This window comes from Streptococcus pluranimalium (assembly GCF_002953735.1).
In the GTDB taxonomy this organism is placed as follows: Bacteria; Bacillota; Bacilli; order Lactobacillales; family Streptococcaceae; genus Streptococcus; species Streptococcus pluranimalium.
In genome coordinates, this window is record NZ_CP025536.1 from 1,036,690 (window position 1) to 1,055,050 (window position 18,361).

At 36.9% G+C, this 18,361-nt stretch carries 19 protein-coding genes, 1 pseudogene and 1 riboswitch; of the genes and pseudogenes, 1 reads left to right on the plus strand and 19 read right to left on the minus strand.

What is annotated here, in order from left to right; genetic code table 11:
• Nucleotide 1 precedes the first annotated feature (1 nt).
• From C0J00_RS05340 to pcrA, 19 genes and pseudogenes are all read right to left on the minus strand, one after another.
• Nucleotides 2-868, minus strand: a complete 867-nt coding sequence (locus C0J00_RS05340) for a phosphate ABC transporter substrate-binding protein PstS (RefSeq protein ID WP_104967896.1) — start codon at nucleotides 866-868, stop codon at nucleotides 2-4.
• 150 nt (nucleotides 869-1,018) lie between these two features.
• Nucleotides 1,019-2,341, minus strand: a complete 1,323-nt coding sequence (locus C0J00_RS05345) for an RsmF rRNA methyltransferase first C-terminal domain-containing protein (RefSeq protein WP_104967897.1) — start codon at nucleotides 2,339-2,341, stop codon at nucleotides 1,019-1,021.
• Between the two features lie 297 nt (nucleotides 2,342-2,638).
• Nucleotides 2,639-3,397 (minus strand): inositol monophosphatase family protein, encoded by a 759-nt coding sequence (locus C0J00_RS05350; protein ID WP_104967898.1) that lies wholly within the window; start codon nucleotides 3,395-3,397, stop codon nucleotides 2,639-2,641.
• Complete coding sequence (locus C0J00_RS05355; RefSeq protein ID WP_104967899.1) at nucleotides 3,387-3,668, minus strand: UPF0223 family protein; 282 nt, start codon at nucleotides 3,666-3,668, stop codon at nucleotides 3,387-3,389. Before C0J00_RS05355 ends, C0J00_RS05350 begins: the two co-directional genes overlap by 11 nt.
• A complete protein-coding gene (locus C0J00_RS05360) occupies nucleotides 3,661-4,074 on the minus strand; it encodes a Spx/MgsR family RNA polymerase-binding regulatory protein (protein WP_104967900.1) in 414 nt (137 codons plus the stop codon). The genes C0J00_RS05355 and C0J00_RS05360 overlap by 8 nt, the downstream gene beginning before the upstream one ends.
• A gap of 59 nt (nucleotides 4,075-4,133) precedes the next feature.
• Nucleotides 4,134-5,054, minus strand: coding sequence for a bifunctional riboflavin kinase/FAD synthetase (locus tag C0J00_RS05365; RefSeq protein WP_104967901.1), 921 nt, complete (start codon nucleotides 5,052-5,054; stop codon nucleotides 4,134-4,136).
• Nucleotides 5,051-5,935, minus strand: a complete 885-nt coding sequence (gene truB, locus C0J00_RS05370) for a tRNA pseudouridine(55) synthase TruB (RefSeq protein WP_104967902.1) — start codon at nucleotides 5,933-5,935, stop codon at nucleotides 5,051-5,053. Before truB ends, C0J00_RS05365 begins: the two co-directional genes overlap by 4 nt.
• Nucleotides 5,936-6,030: 95 nt before the next feature.
• Nucleotides 6,031-7,374: a DUF438 domain-containing protein gene (locus tag C0J00_RS05375; protein ID WP_104967903.1), complete on the minus strand. Its 1,344-nt coding sequence runs from the start codon at nucleotides 7,372-7,374 to the stop codon at nucleotides 6,031-6,033.
• Between the two features lie 3 nt (nucleotides 7,375-7,377).
• Nucleotides 7,378-7,605: a DUF1858 domain-containing protein gene (locus C0J00_RS05380; protein ID WP_104967904.1), complete on the minus strand. Its 228-nt coding sequence runs from the start codon at nucleotides 7,603-7,605 to the stop codon at nucleotides 7,378-7,380.
• Nucleotides 7,606-7,640: 35 nt separating this feature from the next.
• Complete coding sequence (locus C0J00_RS05385; protein ID WP_104967905.1) at nucleotides 7,641-8,969, minus strand: DUF2130 domain-containing protein; 1,329 nt, start codon at nucleotides 8,967-8,969, stop codon at nucleotides 7,641-7,643.
• A 62-nt stretch (nucleotides 8,970-9,031) separates the two neighbouring features.
• Nucleotides 9,032-9,601, minus strand: a complete 570-nt coding sequence (locus C0J00_RS05390) for a restriction endonuclease subunit S (RefSeq protein ID WP_104967906.1) — start codon at nucleotides 9,599-9,601, stop codon at nucleotides 9,032-9,034.
• Nucleotides 9,602-9,916: 315 nt separating this feature from the next.
• A complete protein-coding gene (locus C0J00_RS05395) occupies nucleotides 9,917-10,558 on the minus strand; it encodes a GntR family transcriptional regulator (protein ID WP_104968845.1) in 642 nt (213 codons plus the stop codon).
• A 376-nt stretch (nucleotides 10,559-10,934) separates the two neighbouring features.
• Nucleotides 10,935-11,459 (minus strand): annotated as a pseudogene (locus C0J00_RS05400) (Asp23/Gls24 family envelope stress response protein); the annotation flags it as partial.
• 24 nt (nucleotides 11,460-11,483) lie between these two features.
• Nucleotides 11,484-11,678 (minus strand): CsbD family protein, encoded by a 195-nt coding sequence (locus tag C0J00_RS05405; RefSeq protein WP_104967908.1) that lies wholly within the window; start codon nucleotides 11,676-11,678, stop codon nucleotides 11,484-11,486.
• A gap of 36 nt (nucleotides 11,679-11,714) precedes the next feature.
• A complete protein-coding gene (locus tag C0J00_RS05410; RefSeq protein ID WP_104967909.1) occupies nucleotides 11,715-12,251 on the minus strand; it encodes an Asp23/Gls24 family envelope stress response protein in 537 nt (178 codons plus the stop codon).
• A gap of 44 nt (nucleotides 12,252-12,295) precedes the next feature.
• Nucleotides 12,296-12,487 carry a DUF2273 domain-containing protein gene (locus C0J00_RS05415; protein ID WP_104967910.1) on the minus strand — a complete coding sequence of 64 codons (192 nt, stop codon included), beginning with the start codon at nucleotides 12,485-12,487 and terminating at the stop codon, nucleotides 12,296-12,298.
• A 9-nt stretch (nucleotides 12,488-12,496) separates the two neighbouring features.
• The gene (amaP, locus tag C0J00_RS05420) at nucleotides 12,497-13,066 is read right to left on the minus strand and encodes an alkaline shock response membrane anchor protein AmaP (protein ID WP_104967911.1); all 570 of its coding nucleotides are present in this window, start codon (nucleotides 13,064-13,066) and stop codon (nucleotides 12,497-12,499) included.
• An 18-nt stretch (nucleotides 13,067-13,084) separates the two neighbouring features.
• Nucleotides 13,085-13,333, minus strand: a complete 249-nt coding sequence (locus C0J00_RS05425) for a GlsB/YeaQ/YmgE family stress response membrane protein (protein WP_199773953.1) — start codon at nucleotides 13,331-13,333, stop codon at nucleotides 13,085-13,087.
• Nucleotides 13,334-13,886: 553 nt separating this feature from the next.
• Complete coding sequence (gene pcrA / locus C0J00_RS05430) at nucleotides 13,887-16,190, minus strand: DNA helicase PcrA (protein ID WP_104967912.1); 2,304 nt, start codon at nucleotides 16,188-16,190, stop codon at nucleotides 13,887-13,889.
• 483 nt (nucleotides 16,191-16,673) lie between these two features.
• A riboswitch (glycine riboswitch) is annotated at nucleotides 16,674-16,762 on the plus strand.
• 157 nt (nucleotides 16,763-16,919) lie between these two features.
• Here pcrA and C0J00_RS05435 point away from each other — a divergent pair.
• Nucleotides 16,920-18,245 carry an alanine/glycine:cation symporter family protein gene (locus C0J00_RS05435; RefSeq protein ID WP_104967913.1) on the plus strand — a complete coding sequence of 442 codons (1,326 nt, stop codon included), beginning with the start codon at nucleotides 16,920-16,922 and terminating at the stop codon, nucleotides 18,243-18,245.
• Nucleotides 18,246-18,361: the final 116 nt, after the last annotated feature.

Genomic DNA, 18,361 nt, shown 5'->3' on the forward strand with positions numbered 1-18,361 from the left:
CTTATCTAGGCAAGACTTTACCATCAGCCGTCTTTTCAACTTTCATATCATTCATTGGGATGTAGCCCATTGTTGTTACGATATTAGATTGAACTTCATCAGACATCATGAAGTCTAAAAATTCTTTTGTTAAAGCCTTAGGCTCACCTTTAGTATACATATGCTCATATGACCAAATCGGCCAATCATTAGTAGCTACATTCTTAGGTGTTGGTTCAAATCCGTTAAGCTTCATTGTTTTGACACTATCATCTAAGTAGGCAAATGCTAGATAAGAAATAGCTCCTGACGTTTGAGAAACAATTGACTTAACCATACCATTTGAATCTTGCTCTTGGCTCCTTTTAGCATTGACATCACCCATGATAATACTATCGAAGGTTGCACGTGATCCTGAACTAGCTGCTCTATTGATAATAGAAATAGCTAAATCTTTTCCACCGACTTCTTTCCAATTGGTAATTTTGCCAGCAAAGATATCACGTAGCTGTTCAGAGGATAAATTGTCAACGGATACTTCTTTATTGACAATAACTGCCATCCCAGCAACCGCAACACGGTGATCGACAAGTTTAGAAGCATCAATACCATCTTTTTCTTCCGCAAACAAATCACTATTACCAATTTGAACTGCCCCTGATTGTACTTGTGACAATCCAGTACCAGAACCACCACCTTGGACGTTAATGGTTTTTCCTATATTTTGTTTACTAAATTCATCTGCTGCCGCCTCCACGAGTGGCTGTAATGCTGTTGATCCAACGGCAGTTGAAGTTTCCCCTTTATCAATCCATCTGGCACACCCAGAAAGAAATAACAAAACGGTAACAAGCAATCCCATAAATGTGAGAAGCTTTTTCTTTTTCATCTTTTTTCCTCCGAGAAACGAAATCAAGTTAGAATGAGAACAAGCTATCTTTCTGATATTGTCAGATAACTTTCCCATCACCAAATTATTATATCAAGAAGTCAACGTACTGACTTTCTTTTTGAATCAAATTGTATTCAATAACAGTTACTACTTAAATCTCAAACCTTTGGGATAAAAATTTTTCAATTGATTTCCGACAACTTTAGCGAATCCCAAACCATTCCCATTTATCACAACTTGATACCAACCATTAGAATAGGTTTCATGCAAATTCACCTGACTACCAGCCACATACTCTTTAAACTGTTCTATATCAATTTCTAATTTCTGTACTACCTCAGATGGCTTCAAGGCTATTCCTAAAGCAAAGGAAGGCTCAAACCGCTTTTTCTTGAAAGTCCCCAAATGAAGACCATTTCTGGCAATTTTTAATTGAGATAAGTCCGGTAAATGAGCGGGTATAATATAGAGTTGATCTCCAAAGACCTGATATTGCCCCTCTAATGTTATTTTTAAATGTTCTTGAGAAAACGATTCCCATAAGTTCATTTGTTCCTTGGTCAAAGAGACTTGTCTAGCTTTTCTTTTCTGTTTAAGCTTCGTCTCTTCCTCTCTTGGTCTGACATCTTTGAACTTGGCAATAAACTGACCTTCCCCCTTAAAAGAGTGAGGATACATTCTGACAGTTCCAGGCATAAGATCACTATCTCTCATACCGTTAATTGCTCGTATTGGAATTAACTCTAATTGACTAAACTCTTCTAAAAGCCACTCAACGACTTCTTCATTTTCCTCAGGGGACCAGGTACAAGTGGAATAGACCAGTTCACCACCAGGAGCTAGCATCGCGAGCGCATCTGATAAAATGGATTTCTGCAAACTCGCTAATTCTTTCGGATAATCCTTGTGCCAGTATTTTTCAGCTTCTGGATCCTTGCGAAACATTCCTTCGCCTGAACAAGGGCCATCAAAAACAATAAGATCAAAGTAAGATGGAAAAATCTTAGCTAAACGTTCTGCCGACTCGTTGGTAACAAGAACATTCCTTGCACCAAAGCGCTCAACATTTTCAGTTAAAATCTTACTTCGCTTGGTATTGATCTCGTTACTGATCAAAAGCCCAGTATTGTTTAAATAACTTAATAAATGAGTTGTCTTTCCTCCAGGCGCAGCTGCTAAATCAAGAACTTTCATTCCGGGTTTGGGTTTAGCAACCTGCCCCACCATCTGAGCTGCTGGCTCTTGTGAATAAACAAGTCCAGTCACATGTTCAACTGATTTTCCAGATATTTTTCCATAATAACCCCACTCTGTCTTAGGAATAGGATTGTCGAAGGCTATTTGATTCTCCTTTAAAGGATTTGAACGAAAACCAGACACTGGGGCCTCACTAAAAGAATCCAAAAAATTTGGAGCTTCTTCTTGAAGTAGTTCTATGTATTTATTAATAAAATCTTGTGGTAATGTCATGTTATTATTATATCAAATTCCTTATTATTGACCTATAAAAAGGAACAGAAAGAACTCTAAAGAATGAAAAAGGTAGAAAAAGAGTTCGTCTTCCCAGATCCGCACACTTCAAAGACCTAGGAGAAATTTTGAGGTTGTCAGTTGAAAAAGCCTAGATTTTCCTTATTATAGCTCTAGGTCTTTGAAGAACATAAAATGCGAATGAATCAAACCTAATAACCACCGCGTTAAGATGTCACAATGAACTTCATTTCATATAAATAAGGTTGGACATAAAGTCCAACCTTATTATAAGCATTAATTTACTAATTTTTGAATAAAAGATAATTCTTCTGTTGGAACAAACATAACTTGCTGTCTTGTTAGAAAGTCTGGTTTTTCCCCTTCGATGGTTAATAAACAGTAACCCAGTTTTTCTCCCATAATTGAGGCTGCAGCGTAATCCCAAGGAGCAATATTTGAAAAATAAGCAAGCAATTTCCCTGAAATAACCTGTGTCATACTGATACCGGCTCCACCATAGACACGAATTCCCAATGCTAGACTCGTAAAATCCCTAATACCTGCTGTATTTTCAAGATACATCTGAGCATTGACACCAACTAAACAGCGTTTGAAATCTCGGTGGTGGTAATGTTCAAGCTTAGTAGTATTAGCATAAACATCAAATTGACCGCCTCCGTGATATAAGATATCCTGCATAACATCTAAGATTAGGCCAAATTGTCCAACACCATTTTCATAATAAGCTATCATAATAGCAAAATGATCGCGCTGAGCAATAAAATTAACGGTACCATCAATAGGATCTAGCACCCAAACATTGCCTTCTGCTATTGGATGTGTTACATCATTTTCTTCGGCTAAAAAATGATCTTCTGGATAAGCCTTTTTGATGGCTTGGATCATTAATTCTTGGCATTGCTTGTCCAAGCTAGTTACTAAATCAGTCTCATCTGACTTTTCTTCAATGATAAGTGCTTGAGACATACGATCCTTAATAAAAGCACCAGCCTCTCTTATTACCTCTTGTGCAAATAAAAACTTACTCTCCAAGTCTCAACCACCCTTCAGATTGCGATCTAGCAGCTTGAACAGCACGATAAATTGAATAACCACTAGCTTGTTCAAACGCCTTATCCAATCGTTTCTCCTCCCCTTTAGATGGAACGACTTGTTTAAATGCAGCGTAAGCTTCCAAAAAAGCATGGACATCAACTTTACTTTCATAGGCTTTTTCTACATGATTAAAAAAACAAAGCACTGAAGTTATTTCTTCAGTACTCCAGGATAAATCAAGTGGGTATGAATAGGTATTATTAGGCATGTTTTCCCTCAATTTCCGCTCGAATTGTAGCTTGGCGAAGTTCTTGTTTACGATAATCTCTTGGCAAAAAGGCTCTAATCTCATCTTCATTGAACCCAATTTGCATACGCTTATTATCCATAATAATGGGACGTCGTAATAAACTTGGATTTGAAGCAATTAACTCAATCAGTTGAGAAATAGACATGTCATCGACATCTATATCTAACTTTTGAAAAACTTTTGAACGGGTTGAAATAATATCTTCTGTCCCATTTTCCGTGAATGATAGGATAGACATCAATTCATCTTGAGTCAAAGGGCTTGTAATAATATTATGTTCAACATACTCGACTTCGTGCTTTTCTAACCAAGCACGCGCCTTACGACAACTCGTGCAACTCGGTGATAAAAATAAAGTAACCATATCTCGCCTCATCAATCAATCTACTTGGTTAACATTATACAAAAAATTAAAAGACTTGGCTATGGTTTTTGCCAATTTATCGCAATTTCTTGATCATTTTCAAGCTGCTGAACTAAATCATCTATGCCATTAAATTTTTCCATGTCACGAATTTTCTCTAACCAAAAAATTTCAATAGCCTCACCGTAAATATCCCCTGAAAAATCAAAAATATTAGCTTCTAAGCGTAGTTCTGTACCACCGAAAGTAATATTTTCTCCAATACTAGTCATTGATCGATAGCGTTTACCTTTGACAATAACATCTGTAACATAGACGCCATCTGCAGGAAGATGGGTCCTATCTATTGGGGCTAAATTAGCTGTAGGAAAGCCAATCGTGCGTCCTCTAGCATCTCCATGCACAACAATCCCTCGCGTCGAATAATCATACCCCAACAATTGGCCAGCATCCCTAACATTCCCTTCTTGAATCAGTTGGCGTATTAAGGTTGAACTAATTTTTCGCTGCCCATCTCTTATTTCAGGGATGACAATAACATCACCAGAAAAATTACGAGACAAATAATCAGGATTAGTTCTATTATGTCCAAAATGATAGTCAAAGCCAACAACTATACTATCTGGATTTAATTGTTTAATATAGGTATTGATAAATTCATCGGATGAAATTTTAGCAAAATCACTCGTAAAATTCGTTAGATATAGAGAGTCAACCCCATACTCTTCAAATTTTTGATAACGCTTCTCAGGATATGTGACGTGTAGAAGCAATTCTGGCGTAAAACGACTAAAAGCTAGTTTAGGAGATTCCAGAAAGGTCATTACAACGACGGTTAATTCTTTCTTCTTTGCCACTTCTTTTGCTTTATCAAATAGCGCTTTATGTCCAGTGTGAAGAGCATCAAAGTAGCCCAGGACAAGAACTGTTTTTTGTGGTTCCACAATCTCTTGATGAGATTTAATAACTGTTATTTTCATGATATTAGTACTTTTCTTGGTTTATACAAGTCTCCCCGCTTTTCTAAAATAGCGACAACCTGGTCATTATAATAAGCTGCTACTGTTTTTTTCTCATTCTCTATAGGGATAAATCTTCCATGGCGGATATCGGTCACTGCCTCTTCATCAATAACAACTTTTTCCAGATCAGAAAGTCCAAATTCAATTGGCAAAAGAAAAGAGAGGTCATTTTTAGCAACTAGCAACTCAATTTCTTCAAGTGTAACTGACTGAGACAAGTCTAAACCAGCCGAAGCTGTCCGCTGCAGCTGAGACATATGGCTAGCAAAACCCAGACGCTCCCCTAAATCTACGGATAAGGTTCTGACATATGTCCCTTTACTACAAGATACCCTAAAAGAAAAGCGAACAGTATCATCCTCATGAATTAATGAAGAAGTTCTGTAAAATTCCCCGATAGTGATCTGTCTCTCTGGACGTTCGACCACTTCACCTGCACGAGCATACTCATATAATTTTTTACCATTAACTTTTACAGCAGAAAACATAGGAGGAATCTGAGTAATCTGCCCTACAAACTCCCTCATAGCCAAATCTATATCTTCTTCTGATAAAGTAGAGCTTACTGGTGTTTTTTTTACGACTTCGCCACTAGCATCCTCTGTTGTTGTTGAATAGCCTAATGTGATTTCACCTTCGTAAACTTTACCAGATTCGGTCATAAATTCCAAAACTCGCGTCGCTTTACCAACGGCAATTGGCAAGACTCCTGTGACGTCTGGATCAAGTGTCCCTCCATGGCCAATCTTTTTTTCTTGAAGTATTTTTCGCAGTTTAAAAACAGCGTCATGACTAGTCATCCCAGCCGCTTTTTTCAAATTAATAATTCCGTTAATCATAGTAGTCATTATACCATAAAGTTAAAAAGGAGAGAAACTAAGCCACTACCATTGTTTGACATAGTCAAATTAGAAGCCTCTATCATGAGAAATCGTTAAATTTCTCTGTTAAAATCAGTATCAATAGCTCTAAAATCTTGGATTTCCTGAACGTATTCTAACACGCCTTCAAATTCTCCTTGATTATTTCTTACAGCAGCATAAGTAACATGCACAAAAATCTCCCTTTTCTCAGACTTAAACCACATCGTTACTTTTTCTCTCTGACCGGATTTTAAAATTTTTATAATCTCTTTGACCTTGTCTACCACTCTAGGAGGATGGCAAGCTTCAACGTGACGACCAATTTGACTTGGGTTTCTTTTAAAAATCATCTCTTTTTCCGAGGTATGATTGTTATGATACTGAAAAATATCATCCTTATTGACAAAAGTTATCTCCATTGGTAAATGATTGAGAATAAGGTCTGCTTGTTCAACAGATAAAAAACCATTTCCAAAAGCTTGAGAAGTATATCTATCGCCAACTGTACTAGACGGTATTTTAGGAGTAAATGAGAGAGAAAAGGTTCCTTGTTCTGTTTCAAAGACAGTAACCGTCTTGTCATCTGTTATTTCTCGAGAACTTATTGCTTCCACAGAAGGGTATTCATTTTCTTCTCCAAACGAGTTTCTAACGGGACGCCACTCTTTTAAAGGCTTAATAATCGCATAACCATATTGATCACTCTCCTTGGCTATTTGCAACCAGTCATCTTGGGTAAAGGATTCTAAAAGAATCATCAATAAAATAGATTCTTCTTTAAAAATCATTTCTTCGAATTCGCTCGCAAATAAATCAAAGCGTTCTCTAATCTCAGCTACTGTCTTAGCAGGAAAAAGATCAATGGCCTGCTTTACCTCTGAAAACAAATCTCTAATCTTATCATCAACTCCCCACATTACAACTGGAGGAGCATCATGCCCATAAGCTTCCATTATCGGGAAAAATAGCTGTTCTTTGCGAGTATAATGACGATCAAATTGTCCCAAAAGAGTCATTTGATGTCTTAACCCCTTAATCAACTGTTCAAGTATACTGCTGTCATCTAGTTTAGCCATATTATCTAAGATACGACGAATTCTAAGCAGAGCTGCACGAAGAGCCAGATTTTCCTGTTTAAAGACATAAACAGGATGCCCTTCTTGATCAGCATCAGGAACTTCAGACTCCTGAATGGCTCCTTTAAACAGATTGGCATGAACATTGCACAAAGACATAATATCTTCAAAAGTAATGCCTATCTCAGATGCCATTAATTCGTGTTCCATCATCGAAATTTCCAAAGCGGAGACACCCGTAAAATGCTGATCGAAGCGTTCCTGGACAGACTCTGCACTCGCACCTTGATGGAGGTCGAGTAAAATATCTTTTAGTATTTCAATACGATTATCAGACATACTTCACTCCTTAATCTCATAACCATTACATAACAAGGTTTCTTTAACAGCTTCTATAGAAATACCTGCCAATTTAGAACCAGCTGATATACTTGTTACCTTCGCTACTGTATTAAGCATCATGGGATTAGCTAACGGTTTAAAACCTAAGTCAATCAAAAGTGGCTTTAACTCTGGATGCTCTTTTAATACCTCTGCGACAGGAATTGTCAAATCAATACAATTAATCACTTCAACCTCTCATTAGTATTTAGATACAATTTTTATCAAAGTGCATCAAACTTACTTTTCATAGTTGGATTCTGTCGAGTAAGCTTCTTAACAGAGACATCTTCCAATTTATTATTAGCCAAACGCAGTTGATTTTCACTTGTTGTCAGGGCAGCTTTCACAGCTTCCATCCGCTTAATTGACTTATCAATCTCATCAATAGCCTTTTGAAAATTCTTACTAGCAGATTGGTAATTTTTAGAAAAAGCTGTTTTAAATACATTTAAATCTTCTTCAAAATGTGTAATATCAATGTGTTGCTCTTTAACAATAGCTAATTCTTGTTTGTATTTTAAAGAATTTAAAGCTGCATTTCTCAGTAAAGTAATAATGGGGATGAAGAACTGGGGCCGTACGACATACATTTTCGGGTATTGATAAGAGACATCAACGATACCATTGTTATAAAGTTCACTGTCCACTTCTAATAGTGATACTAAAACAGCATATTCACATTTTTTCTCACGCCGATCCTTATCCAATTCTTTAAAAAAATGTTCATTTTTCTTTTTCGACGCTGTCTGATCAGCTTCGTTTTTCATTTCAAACATTATCGAAATAATCTCAATGCCGTTTTCATCAAATTCTCGATAAATATAATCACCTTTTGATCCGGTTTTAGCGTCATTATCCTTAGAAAACTGTGCATTTGGAAAAGCTGTCATGCGTAAACGGTTAAATTCATATTCACAGTGTTGTTCTAGGCTTTCACCAATCATCTTTGTTGATTGTTTAGCTTTAAAATCTTTATAGTAAGCAATCAATTCATCTTTTTGTGCTAACTCAGTCTGATGTTGACTAAGCAAAGATTGTTTATCTAGCTCTTTTTTCTGTTCTTGTAATACGAGCTGATTAGCCATTTGATCTTTTTCTTGCTGGATGGCATGCAAGGCTTCTTGCTTTTCTTTATCTTTTTCAAGGGATATTAAATTAATTTTTGCTTGTAATTCTTGATTCTCTTTATCTTTTTCAGATATTACTTGAGCTAAAGCTAAAGCATTGTCAGCAACTACTTTATCTAATTTTTGTTGTAGCTCGCTAATATCAGCATCCTTTTGTGACACTACGGCCTGTAATTCGAGTGATTGATTTTGTTCAAAAGTTTCTATAGCATGCTTTAATCTCAAAATTTCTTGTTCTTTTTCTCCCACTTGAGTTTGCAATTCATTTTTTAGCTGCTCTTCAATAAGACGTTTTTCAGACGAAACTCTCTCTAAAAGATCATGTTCAAATTCTTTGGTTCTCACTTGTTCTAACAACTGACTATATTCAGTCTCATTGATTGTAAAAATTGTTTGACAGTGAGGGCACTTTATTTCATTCATTTCAAACTCCTTGATAAAGTATAATGCTTATTTTAGAACAGCAATATCACTTACTGGCTTTCCTATTTTGGGAATAATGTTCGCTTAACCTCATCCTCTATATATTGCCATTCTTGATTGGCTCTTTCCAATTTTCGTTGATAATCAGCCTGCCCTCTCAAATAGCGACTTATCGCATAATCTTGCTTGACTAGTGGTATCATGGGTATCGATATCCCAGCAATATCGCTCGTTGATAAATTCATAACAGACTTGCCACGATCTGTTTCCATCAATAACTTCCGACCAGTTTCTGTCTCAAAAAATAATTTCAGATAATATCCTCTGACCTTAGAAGAGGGACGGATAATTGTGAAATTAGATGAAGCTACCACTGGCTTGTTTTGTTCTTCAAAAATTGCTAATTTTAACTGAGTTCCTTTTGATGAGATCAAAAGATCACCAGACTTTAAATAGTATTTCAAAACTAATGATTCTTTTTCATCATAGGATTTTAGTTGATCATAATCAATAATACCATTTTGAACATCTACAATATTAATAACAGCAATCCTATCTCCCTCAGCCTTAGAAGGAACTGCCCTCCCTTTAAAGATAGTTGCAATGTCTTCCAAAATCAAACTATGCTGCAAATTATTCCCTCCATCCTGCAAAGATATTTTTTTAAATCTATCATTAGTATTTTAATACAAAATAACTTTTTTAACAAGTAAAAAGAGGCTAGGAAAAAATCCCTGCCTTTTTAGGTTATTTAGTTAGATAAGTAGGACGCAGTGATTGAGTAGATTTAAAGCACTGTTATGATTAGCTTTTACACCCCGACTCAACTGTGCGGAGGTGGGAGTAAAACGGTCAGGATAGACCGTTTTAGCCCGCACCTAGAAATAAAAGAGTGAGGGAAATCGAACTCTTCGAGTTACCGAATTTTGTTCCCCCTTCCTATCTCCTTATAATCCTACATTGAGATTAAAAAGATTTTTCAGTCTAGAATAAGCCAAATCATCACCTACAAAAAAGATATGATCCCCTGGCTCAAGAACTGCATATGGACTAGGTGATAACAGCAGTATTCCTTCATGCTCAATACCAACAATCGTCGCTCCCGTTTGATGCCATATATTTAAGTCACGAATAGATTCCCCCAAGTGACTTGCTGATTCTGTCAAAATAATTTCATAAGGTGTAAATGGGTATTTTCGACTAACAGACTGGCTCTGCAACAAATACTCATCAACTAAATCTGTTAGTGACTCTAGCTCATCGACTTGTTTTTTAATGTTTTCACGAATCTTATTCTTTATCATTGCAATAGAATGTGTAGATTCATAATTTTTTAAAAAATCTTCTGCTTTTTCTTTTGACAGTACGATAGCTCCGCTACCATGCTTCAAACTAACAATATGCATGTCAGCCAGAATATTTAAGCCTTTTCGTGCTGTTTCTGGTGAGACATTAAAGGTACTTGCTAATGTTGAGCGTGACTTCAGTTTTTCACCTACTTCATAGTCACCATCAGCAATCCGTTTGGCAACTGCGACAGCTACTTGTTGATACTTAGAACTTCTAACTTCTGAATTAACACTTCGCATCATTTTTTCCTCCGATTTGATTTTATCATCTTCCATCAGACTTGACAATACCGCAAAATATGTCCCCCCCATCTCGTTTACTCTAAGATGCTCTTCTGATGAATCTGAAAATAGATACAGATAATACCCTTACCCTCAGATTGTCATAATGTATGCTAAAAAGGTTAGGATTTCTCCCAACCTTCCACCATCTAAGAATCACTTAGTCAGCAACAACTACATCACTATCAACTGTAGCTGTATAAGTTACAGCTTCATCATCATTCGACATAGCTTCTTTGACTTGAGCTTTTTTTTCTGAAGCAAACTCTTTGGCTTGTTCAGTTTTTTCAGCTGTAAATTCCTTGGCTTCTACTGCTTTCTCTGAGGCATACTCACGAGCTTCACCAGATTTCTCTGAAATATACTCACCAGCATTTTGCGCTGCTTCTTTCGTGCGTTCATAACCTGCTGATGCTGCTTCTTTGGCACGTTCGTAACCAGCTGCTGTTGCTTCTTTGGCAGTTTCGTAGCCTGATTCAACACGATCTTGAAGTGTTACAGATGAAGCTTCATATTCTTCACGAGTCATAACATCAACAACATTGACATTAACTTCAACAACTTTCAAATGTGTCATCACTTCAACATTTTGAGCTACAATAGCCTTGATACCTTCAGCGATTGCAGGGATGTCTTTTCCATACTCAACAATAACGTCAAGATCAGTTGCAACTTCTTCTTTTCCGACTTCAACATTAACACCGGTAGTCACATCATCAGAGTTTACCAGCTTATCCTTGACATTAGAGAAGAATCCACCACTGACAGCCAAAAGACCTTCGATATTTTCAAGAGCATGTCCAACAATTTTTTGGATCACTTTTTCATCATAAGTTACTGTGCTTTTAATTTCTGTCATTATGTTACCTGTTTCTAAATATGATTAATTATTTTTAAGACCGTCAATAGCGCCCTTTACGGTATCTTTTGCGTCAGCAATTTTTTCTTTAACGCTACCAGATGCTTTCTCGGCTTTACCTTCAGTTTCTGTACGCTTATCACCAGTCACTTTTCCAAGACCTTCTTTAACACTACCAGAAACTTTTTCTACTTTTGCATCAAATTTTTCTTCAGACATCTTACTTCCTCCTAAGGATAAAAACTGACTAACTACTTATTTTACGCGTGGCTCACGTTGTTCCTGAACACGATCAACACCATGGCTTACCGCACCTTTGGCATTATCGTATTGATTTGAAACAAAGTCACTAGTTGCCTGAGCACCACTTGCTACACGATCTTGTAGAGAAACTGAATCAGCTTCATGTTGTGCACGTGTTTTAATATCAACAACATTTACGTTCACTTCAACTACTTCGAGGTCAGTCATCTTTGTGATTTCTTCTTCAACAACTTTTTTAATTTGATCAAAGATTGTTGGAACGTGTTGTTGGTATTCTACAACAGCATCTAAATCAACTGCTACTTGTTTCGTACCCACTTCAACATTGACACCGTCAGTAACGTTGTTCGTATTAACCAATTTTTCTTTGATATTTGAGAAGAAACCACCATTGATAGCAAGTAAACCATTAACGTGTTCAACTGCAAGACCTACAATTTTTTCAATAACTTTGTCTTCATATGTCAACTGCCCACGAATTGCTTTTGGATCAACTGGATTGTTGTTTACTGAAATGTTTTCTACCATAATAGTACCTCTTTCTAAAATGTTAAGAATAATATTTTGTTAACTTATTTAAAGTTCTCTAAAAAACGATCAATCAAACCTGTTTGTTCGGCATAATAAGCAGCATAGCTACCAGCAACAACCAAAATAAGAATGAATAATGTTTTAAAGAAACCAAATGTCACTAGTAGAAGCGCTAAGAAGAAAGCTATCCCTCCACCAATGATGGGGTATTTATATTTTTCAACTATTTCCATACGACACTCCTACTCTACACGACCTGTTTTGAGTGTTTTTTCCTCAACAACATCTTTGACTTTCACATTAAAGTCTACATCATGCTCGATACCGAAGAAAGCTTTCAAACCTGTTTCAACATCCTTTTTGAGTTGTTCAGTATTTGCGATAACTTTCGTTCTAGGAACAACCTGCCCTTTAACATCAACCTTAAATTTCTTTTTATAAAGATGAGCTGTTACCTTAGGGTTTTTCATCAAACCTTCTGATTCAACAAGGCTCTTCACGTAACCTTCTACGGCTGATTTTTTTAGCTTCAATTTTCCTTGTTTATCTTGTAATTCTACTTCACTATAACGACGTGGGAAGAATAAAATAACAAGAATAGTTACTAAAACAAGAACAAACAAGATAGTAGCGGCCCACAAGAGATATTGAGCTAGTATTTCCCTAAAGAAAACTGTTGGGCGATAGTCAACAGGAAGCCATGAGAAGGCTTGTAGGTTCAAGAACCTTTGATTAAGAACGATGACATTACCAAGTATTGTGAGGAGCACTAAGCCAATAAGGCTATAGAAAATTTTCAATCCTTTTGCCATAACGTCTCCTTTATAAAATTATTTTGTTTTTGAAATTACAAATGATACAACAATAACAACGATAACCGCACCAATAATTGATGGAATAAGTGCCATACCAGCAAGACTAGGACCCCAAGCACCAAATAGAGCTTGTCCGACCCATGAACCAGCAATACCAGCTAAGATATTAGCGATCCAACCCATAGAACCACCTTTTTTAGTGATTGCTCCAGCAACAAGACCAATAAGTGCTCCAACGATAAGTGACCAAATAAATGAAATCATAAGATATAACCTTTCTATATTCAGAACTCAATAGAGTTAAACTGGATACTTTTTTAAAAGTATCTAAACAATTTTAAAATAATTTCTCTCGAGAAACGGTCAAAGTGACCATTTATAAATTAAATAATCGTGTATAGTTTCATAATAGAATTTTTGATGAAACAAAGAAAACGTTCTCTATGTTTATAAATCAGCATTCTCAAAACTAACCACATTTCATTTAATTTATATTGTTATTATACACTATTGCAGTAAAAATTCAACTAGTTTGCTCTATTTTCAAAAACTTTTTTCAAAATTTTTAATATTCTATGAAAAAGTTGCTTTTCTTTCTATTAATAATGTTATGTCATTCCTCTCACCTTCCGTGAAAAGACACCCGATCAAAGCCCTGTTATCTTTATATCACAATCCTGTGGAAATCTTTGCCCCTTCTTACAACTATTATAAGCGCTTTCATTTCAAAAGTCTACTTCCTTTCTTAATCTTATGTAAAATGTTCGTTTTTTTAATAGAAAAAGAACCTGGTAACATACCAGATTCTTTGATAACTCTATTTTTTCTCTATCGGGGCTACAGCTGCTAATAGTTTTTTTAAGCCAATCTCTGGAAATTTGATTTTCAATTCCTGAGTCGATCCCGAACCTGAAACTTCAAGAACAGTACCTTCTCCCCACTTTTTATGAAGGGCAATATCTCCAATTTGCCAATCAACAGATTCTGATTTTGCTTGGCTTGATTTACCAAATGGTAACGGTCCTTTGCTTACTATAGAGGATTGTGATGCAGACCGAGGTTGTGCTTGAGACTTCCTCTCTTGAAGAGCTTGAGATAAACTCATTCCTTGACCAAATTGAGTAGGTTGATTTTTGGTATATTTGATACCAAATGATGAATTGGCTGGTCTTGCCAAGCCTTGATATTGAAGAAGATCATCTGAAATCTCTCTGAGAAAGCGTGTTGGACGGTTATAAGACGTTTTACCAAAGAGAGTTCGTGTATTAGCATTGGTCATAAAGAGCACTTCTTCCGCACGGGTAATCCCTACATAGGCTAAACGACGTTCTTCTTCTAATTCATCTGGGTCTTCTGCGGCACGAGACAATGGAAAGACACCTTCCTCCATACCAATCAAGAAAACAACAGGGAATTCCAAGCCTTTGGCAGCATGAAGGGTCATCAAGGTTACTTCTGCAGCTTCTTCTTTGCCATCATCCGTATCTGCTATTAGGGCCAAATCATTGAGAAAACGACCAAGTTTATCAATGCCAGATTCATCTTCAGGACCATCTTCGTTAGTTTCATCAAAGTTTTTGGTGACTGAGAGAAACTCTTCAATATTTTCAATACGAGCCTGACTTTCTAGAGTATTCTGCAATTGTAAAGCCTCTAGGTAGCCAGATTTTTCCAAAACAGCTTCAACCAACTCAGTGATACTGTACTTATCTAAGTTAGCACGAAGATTTAAGAGCAGATTGGCTAAATCCCAAACTGCCTGGGCAGCTTTTCCTTTGACACCTGACAACATGATTTGCTCGGACGCATCAAGAAGGCTCATGTTTTGCGTATTAGCAAAGGTACGAATTTTTTCAAGAGTACCAGGTCCAACTCCTCGTTTAGGTTCATTGACGATACGCTCATAAGAAATATTATCCGCCGTATTAGCAATAACATTCAAATAAGAAATAACATCACGAATTTCCTTACGGCTGTAGAACTTGGTGCCACCAACCATAGTGTAAGGAATGTTAGATTTGAGTAGTGCTTCTTCAATGGTACGGGACTGAGCATTCGTACGATAAAGAACGGCAAAATCTTTAAAATTTTTGCCCATTTCACGCGCCATGTTTGAAATAGTTGACGCAACAAAGACGGCTTCATCCTGCTCATTATTAGCACGATAATAAACTAACTGCTCACCATCAGCATTCTGTGTCCAAAGTTTTTTGGGACGACGATTTCGGTTGTTATTAATGACCTCATTGGCAGCTTGAAGAATTTTCTTGGTCGAACGGTAATTTTCCTCGAGTAAGACTACCTTAGCTTGCGGATAATCTTTTTCAAAGTCCAAGATATTTTGCATATCAGCGCCACGCCAGCCGTAGATAGACTGATCAGCATCCCCAACCACACAGATATTTTTGAAACGAGAAGCCAGTAATTTAACGAGTTGATACTGTGCATGGTTGGTATCTTGATACTCGTCGACGTGGATATACTGATAGCGTTGTTGGTAGTAGGCAAGCACATCAGGATTTTGATCAAAAAGACGCAAAGTCATCATGATCAAATCATCAAAATCCATGGACTCAGAACGACGTAACTCTTCCTGATAAGCCTTATAACATTTGGCAACGATCTGCGTGTACATATCGCCAGCCTGCATCTCATAAGCCTTCTCATCTAATAAATCATTCTTAGCGTTTGAAATAGTCCCCAAAATTGATCGTTCATTCCAATTTTTAGGATCTAAATTAAGATTTTTGAGAATCCTTTTCATCAGAGTCCGTTGCTCACCAGGGTCAACGATGGTAAAGTTGCGGTTGTAGCCAATATGATCAGCTTCGCGACGCAAAATACGCACACACATCGAGTGGAAAGTTGCAATCAGAGTATCCTGAGTTGCTGGATTTAGCGCCATAGCACGTTCTCTCATCTCACGCGCCGCCTTATTGGTAAAGGTGATAGCGAGGATATTCCAAGGATTCACATATTTTTCATCAATTAAGTAAGCGATACGATGGGTCAAAACACGTGTTTTACCCGACCCTGCTCCCGCCATAATTAAAAGCGGTCCTTCTGTAGTCTGCACCGCTTCTGCCTGACGATCATTCATTCCATTTAATAAAGGATTCATAAAGTCCTCTTTCTTTTACAAAATTACTTGTATTTATCTCTTTTATAGAGAGAATAAAAATAAAACGACAAAAGTGACGAAACGATGAAACTACCTATCCTTATTTCAGATGGAAAAATAAATGATAAGATTAAAAATATCAAACCAATAAAAAGCATAACTACTGATAAAATAAGATTAATATTCATGTTCTCACTCCTCTGTTACTTTGTTGTTTATAATAACAATAATCAATAACATTTTACCATGTTTAGCCTATAAAATCTCATAGAAATTTTCCACTTTTAGAAAACCCTGTTAACATCCGTTTTCTAGGATATTTTTTAAATTTTTTAAAAATAATCTTGACAAGTTAATCAGATTGCTTTATGATAAGTCAAAATAAAATATACCGAATGATGTTAATCAGGAGAAGATAGCCTAACCGTTATCGCCGAAGGAGTTATACTCTCAGGTGCCTTTTATGAGGTGGGACTGGTTTACTGACGGACTTCTGGAGAGACCTCTTTGATGAGGCGCCGAAGGGGCAAGGCAATGCTCAATCTCTCAGGCAAAAGGACAGAAGCAGTGACCATCTGAAGCACACGTGTTTTTGAGGTCCTATTTTGATACGACTTTTTAACGTTCATCATAGCCTATTCCGTTAGTAACCATACAACCATCTCAACCGAGATGGTTTTTTCTTATCTTACTTTTGCTTAACAACTGTATTCGGCTAAGGAGATTATTATGATTGCTTTTTTCTCGCAACTAGATAGTTTTGTTTGGGGACCTCCACTTCTTATCCTGCTAGTCGGGACAGGTATTTACCTTACAGTACGATTAGGATTACTTCAGATGACAAAATTGCCTAAAGCCTTTCAACTTATTTTTACTGATGACAAGGGTGAAGGGGATATTTCCAGTTTTGCAGCGCTTGCAACGGCGCTTGCAGCAACTGTTGGTACTGGTAATATCGTTGGTGTAGCTACTGCTATTAAAAGTGGCGGCCCTGGGGCTCTCTTTTGGATGTGGGTTGCGGCTTTCTTTGGGATGGCGACTAAATACGCTGAGGGACTTCTTGCCATTAAATACCGTAGTAAGGATGCTAATGGTGACGTCTCTGGAGGACCAATGTACTACATCATTAACGGTATGGGAGCTAAATGGAAACCACTCGCTATCTTTTTTGCGGTCGCAGGCGTTTTAGTAGCCTGGTTTGGTATTGGAACCTTCACTCAAGTTAATTCTATCACCTCTTCGTTAGAGAATAGTTTTGGTCTCTCACCAAAAATCATTAGTGTTATTCTAGGTATCTTGACTGCCTTCATTATTTTTGGTGGTATTCAAACCATCTCTAAAATTTCTGAAAAACTTGTTCCATTTATGGCAGGACTCTACATTATCGCAGCTTTATTAGTCATTATCTTCCATTACAAACACATTATTCCAACGATTTCACTTGTTTTCACTTCAGCTTTTACAAAAACAGCTGCAATTGGTGGCTTTACTGGAGCTGTTGTTAAAGAAGCTATTCAAAAAGGGATTGCGCGTGGCGTTTTCTCTAATGAATCAGGTCTTGGTTCTGCACCTATCGCTGCTGCCGCTGCAAAAACCGAAGAACCTGTTGAACAAGGTTTAATTTCTATGACTGGTACCTTTATCGATACTATCATTATCTGCACCCTCACAGGCTTAGCCATTCTTGTAACTGGTCAATGGACGACGTCTCTTGACGGAGCTCCTCTAACGCAGGCTGCTTTCGCTGACATTTTCGGTAATTGGGGAGTTATAGCCTTAACTGTTTCACTCACACTATTTGCTTTTACAACAATCCTTGGTTGGTCATATTACGGTGAACGCTGCTTTGAATTTTTATTTGGTGTAAGATATCTTGCGCTTTATCGATTGGTTTTCGTTATCATGGTTACCCTTGGTGGCTTTCTCAGCCTTGACTTAATCTGGATTTTAGCGGACATCGTTAATGGGCTTATGGCTGTTCCTAATTTAATTGCTCTATTGTCCCTTTCTCCAGTTATTATTAAGGAAACAAAGCATTATTTTAATAATAACTAACTGACACTACTCAGTAGCTAACGTATTTTCTCTATTTGACAAAACATTTCCTGTCGCTATATAATAGACAACGGCAATTTACATTTGCAATAATTATTTATAGAAAGAAAATACAA

Coding starts and splice junctions, on each gene's coding strand:
- C0J00_RS05340 (WP_104967896.1), bottom strand. CDS start 868: ATGAAAAAGAAAAAGCTTCTCACATTTATGGGATTGCTTGTTACCGTT.
- C0J00_RS05345 (WP_104967897.1), bottom strand. CDS start 2,341: ATGACATTACCACAAGATTTTATTAATAAATACATAGAACTACTTCAA.
- C0J00_RS05355 (WP_104967899.1), bottom strand. CDS start 3,668: ATGCCTAATAATACCTATTCATACCCACTTGATTTATCCTGGAGTACT.
- C0J00_RS05360 (WP_104967900.1), bottom strand. CDS start 4,074: ATGGTTACTTTATTTTTATCACCGAGTTGCACGAGTTGTCGTAAGGCG.
- C0J00_RS05365 (WP_104967901.1), bottom strand. CDS start 5,054: ATGAAAATAACAGTTATTAAATCTCATCAAGAGATTGTGGAACCACAA.
- truB (WP_104967902.1), bottom strand. CDS start 5,935: ATGATTAACGGAATTATTAATTTGAAAAAAGCGGCTGGGATGACTAGT.
- C0J00_RS05375 (WP_104967903.1), bottom strand. CDS start 7,374: ATGTCTGATAATCGTATTGAAATACTAAAAGATATTTTACTCGACCTC.
- C0J00_RS05385 (WP_104967905.1), bottom strand. CDS start 8,969: ATGAATGAAATAAAGTGCCCTCACTGTCAAACAATTTTTACAATCAAT.
- C0J00_RS05395 (WP_104968845.1), bottom strand. CDS start 10,558: ATGCGAAGTGTTAATTCAGAAGTTAGAAGTTCTAAGTATCAACAAGTA.
- C0J00_RS05405 (WP_104967908.1), bottom strand. CDS start 11,678: ATGTCTGAAGAAAAATTTGATGCAAAAGTAGAAAAAGTTTCTGGTAGT.
- C0J00_RS05410 (WP_104967909.1), bottom strand. CDS start 12,251: ATGGTAGAAAACATTTCAGTAAACAACAATCCAGTTGATCCAAAAGCA.
- C0J00_RS05415 (WP_104967910.1), bottom strand. CDS start 12,487: ATGGAAATAGTTGAAAAATATAAATACCCCATCATTGGTGGAGGGATA.
- amaP (WP_104967911.1), bottom strand. CDS start 13,066: ATGGCAAAAGGATTGAAAATTTTCTATAGCCTTATTGGCTTAGTGCTC.
- C0J00_RS05425 (WP_199773953.1), bottom strand. CDS start 13,333: ATGATTTCATTTATTTGGTCACTTATCGTTGGAGCACTTATTGGTCTT.
- pcrA (WP_104967912.1), bottom strand. CDS start 16,190: ATGAATCCTTTATTAAATGGAATGAATGATCGTCAGGCAGAAGCGGTG.
- C0J00_RS05435 (WP_104967913.1), top strand. CDS start 16,920: ATGATTGCTTTTTTCTCGCAACTAGATAGTTTTGTTTGGGGACCTCCA.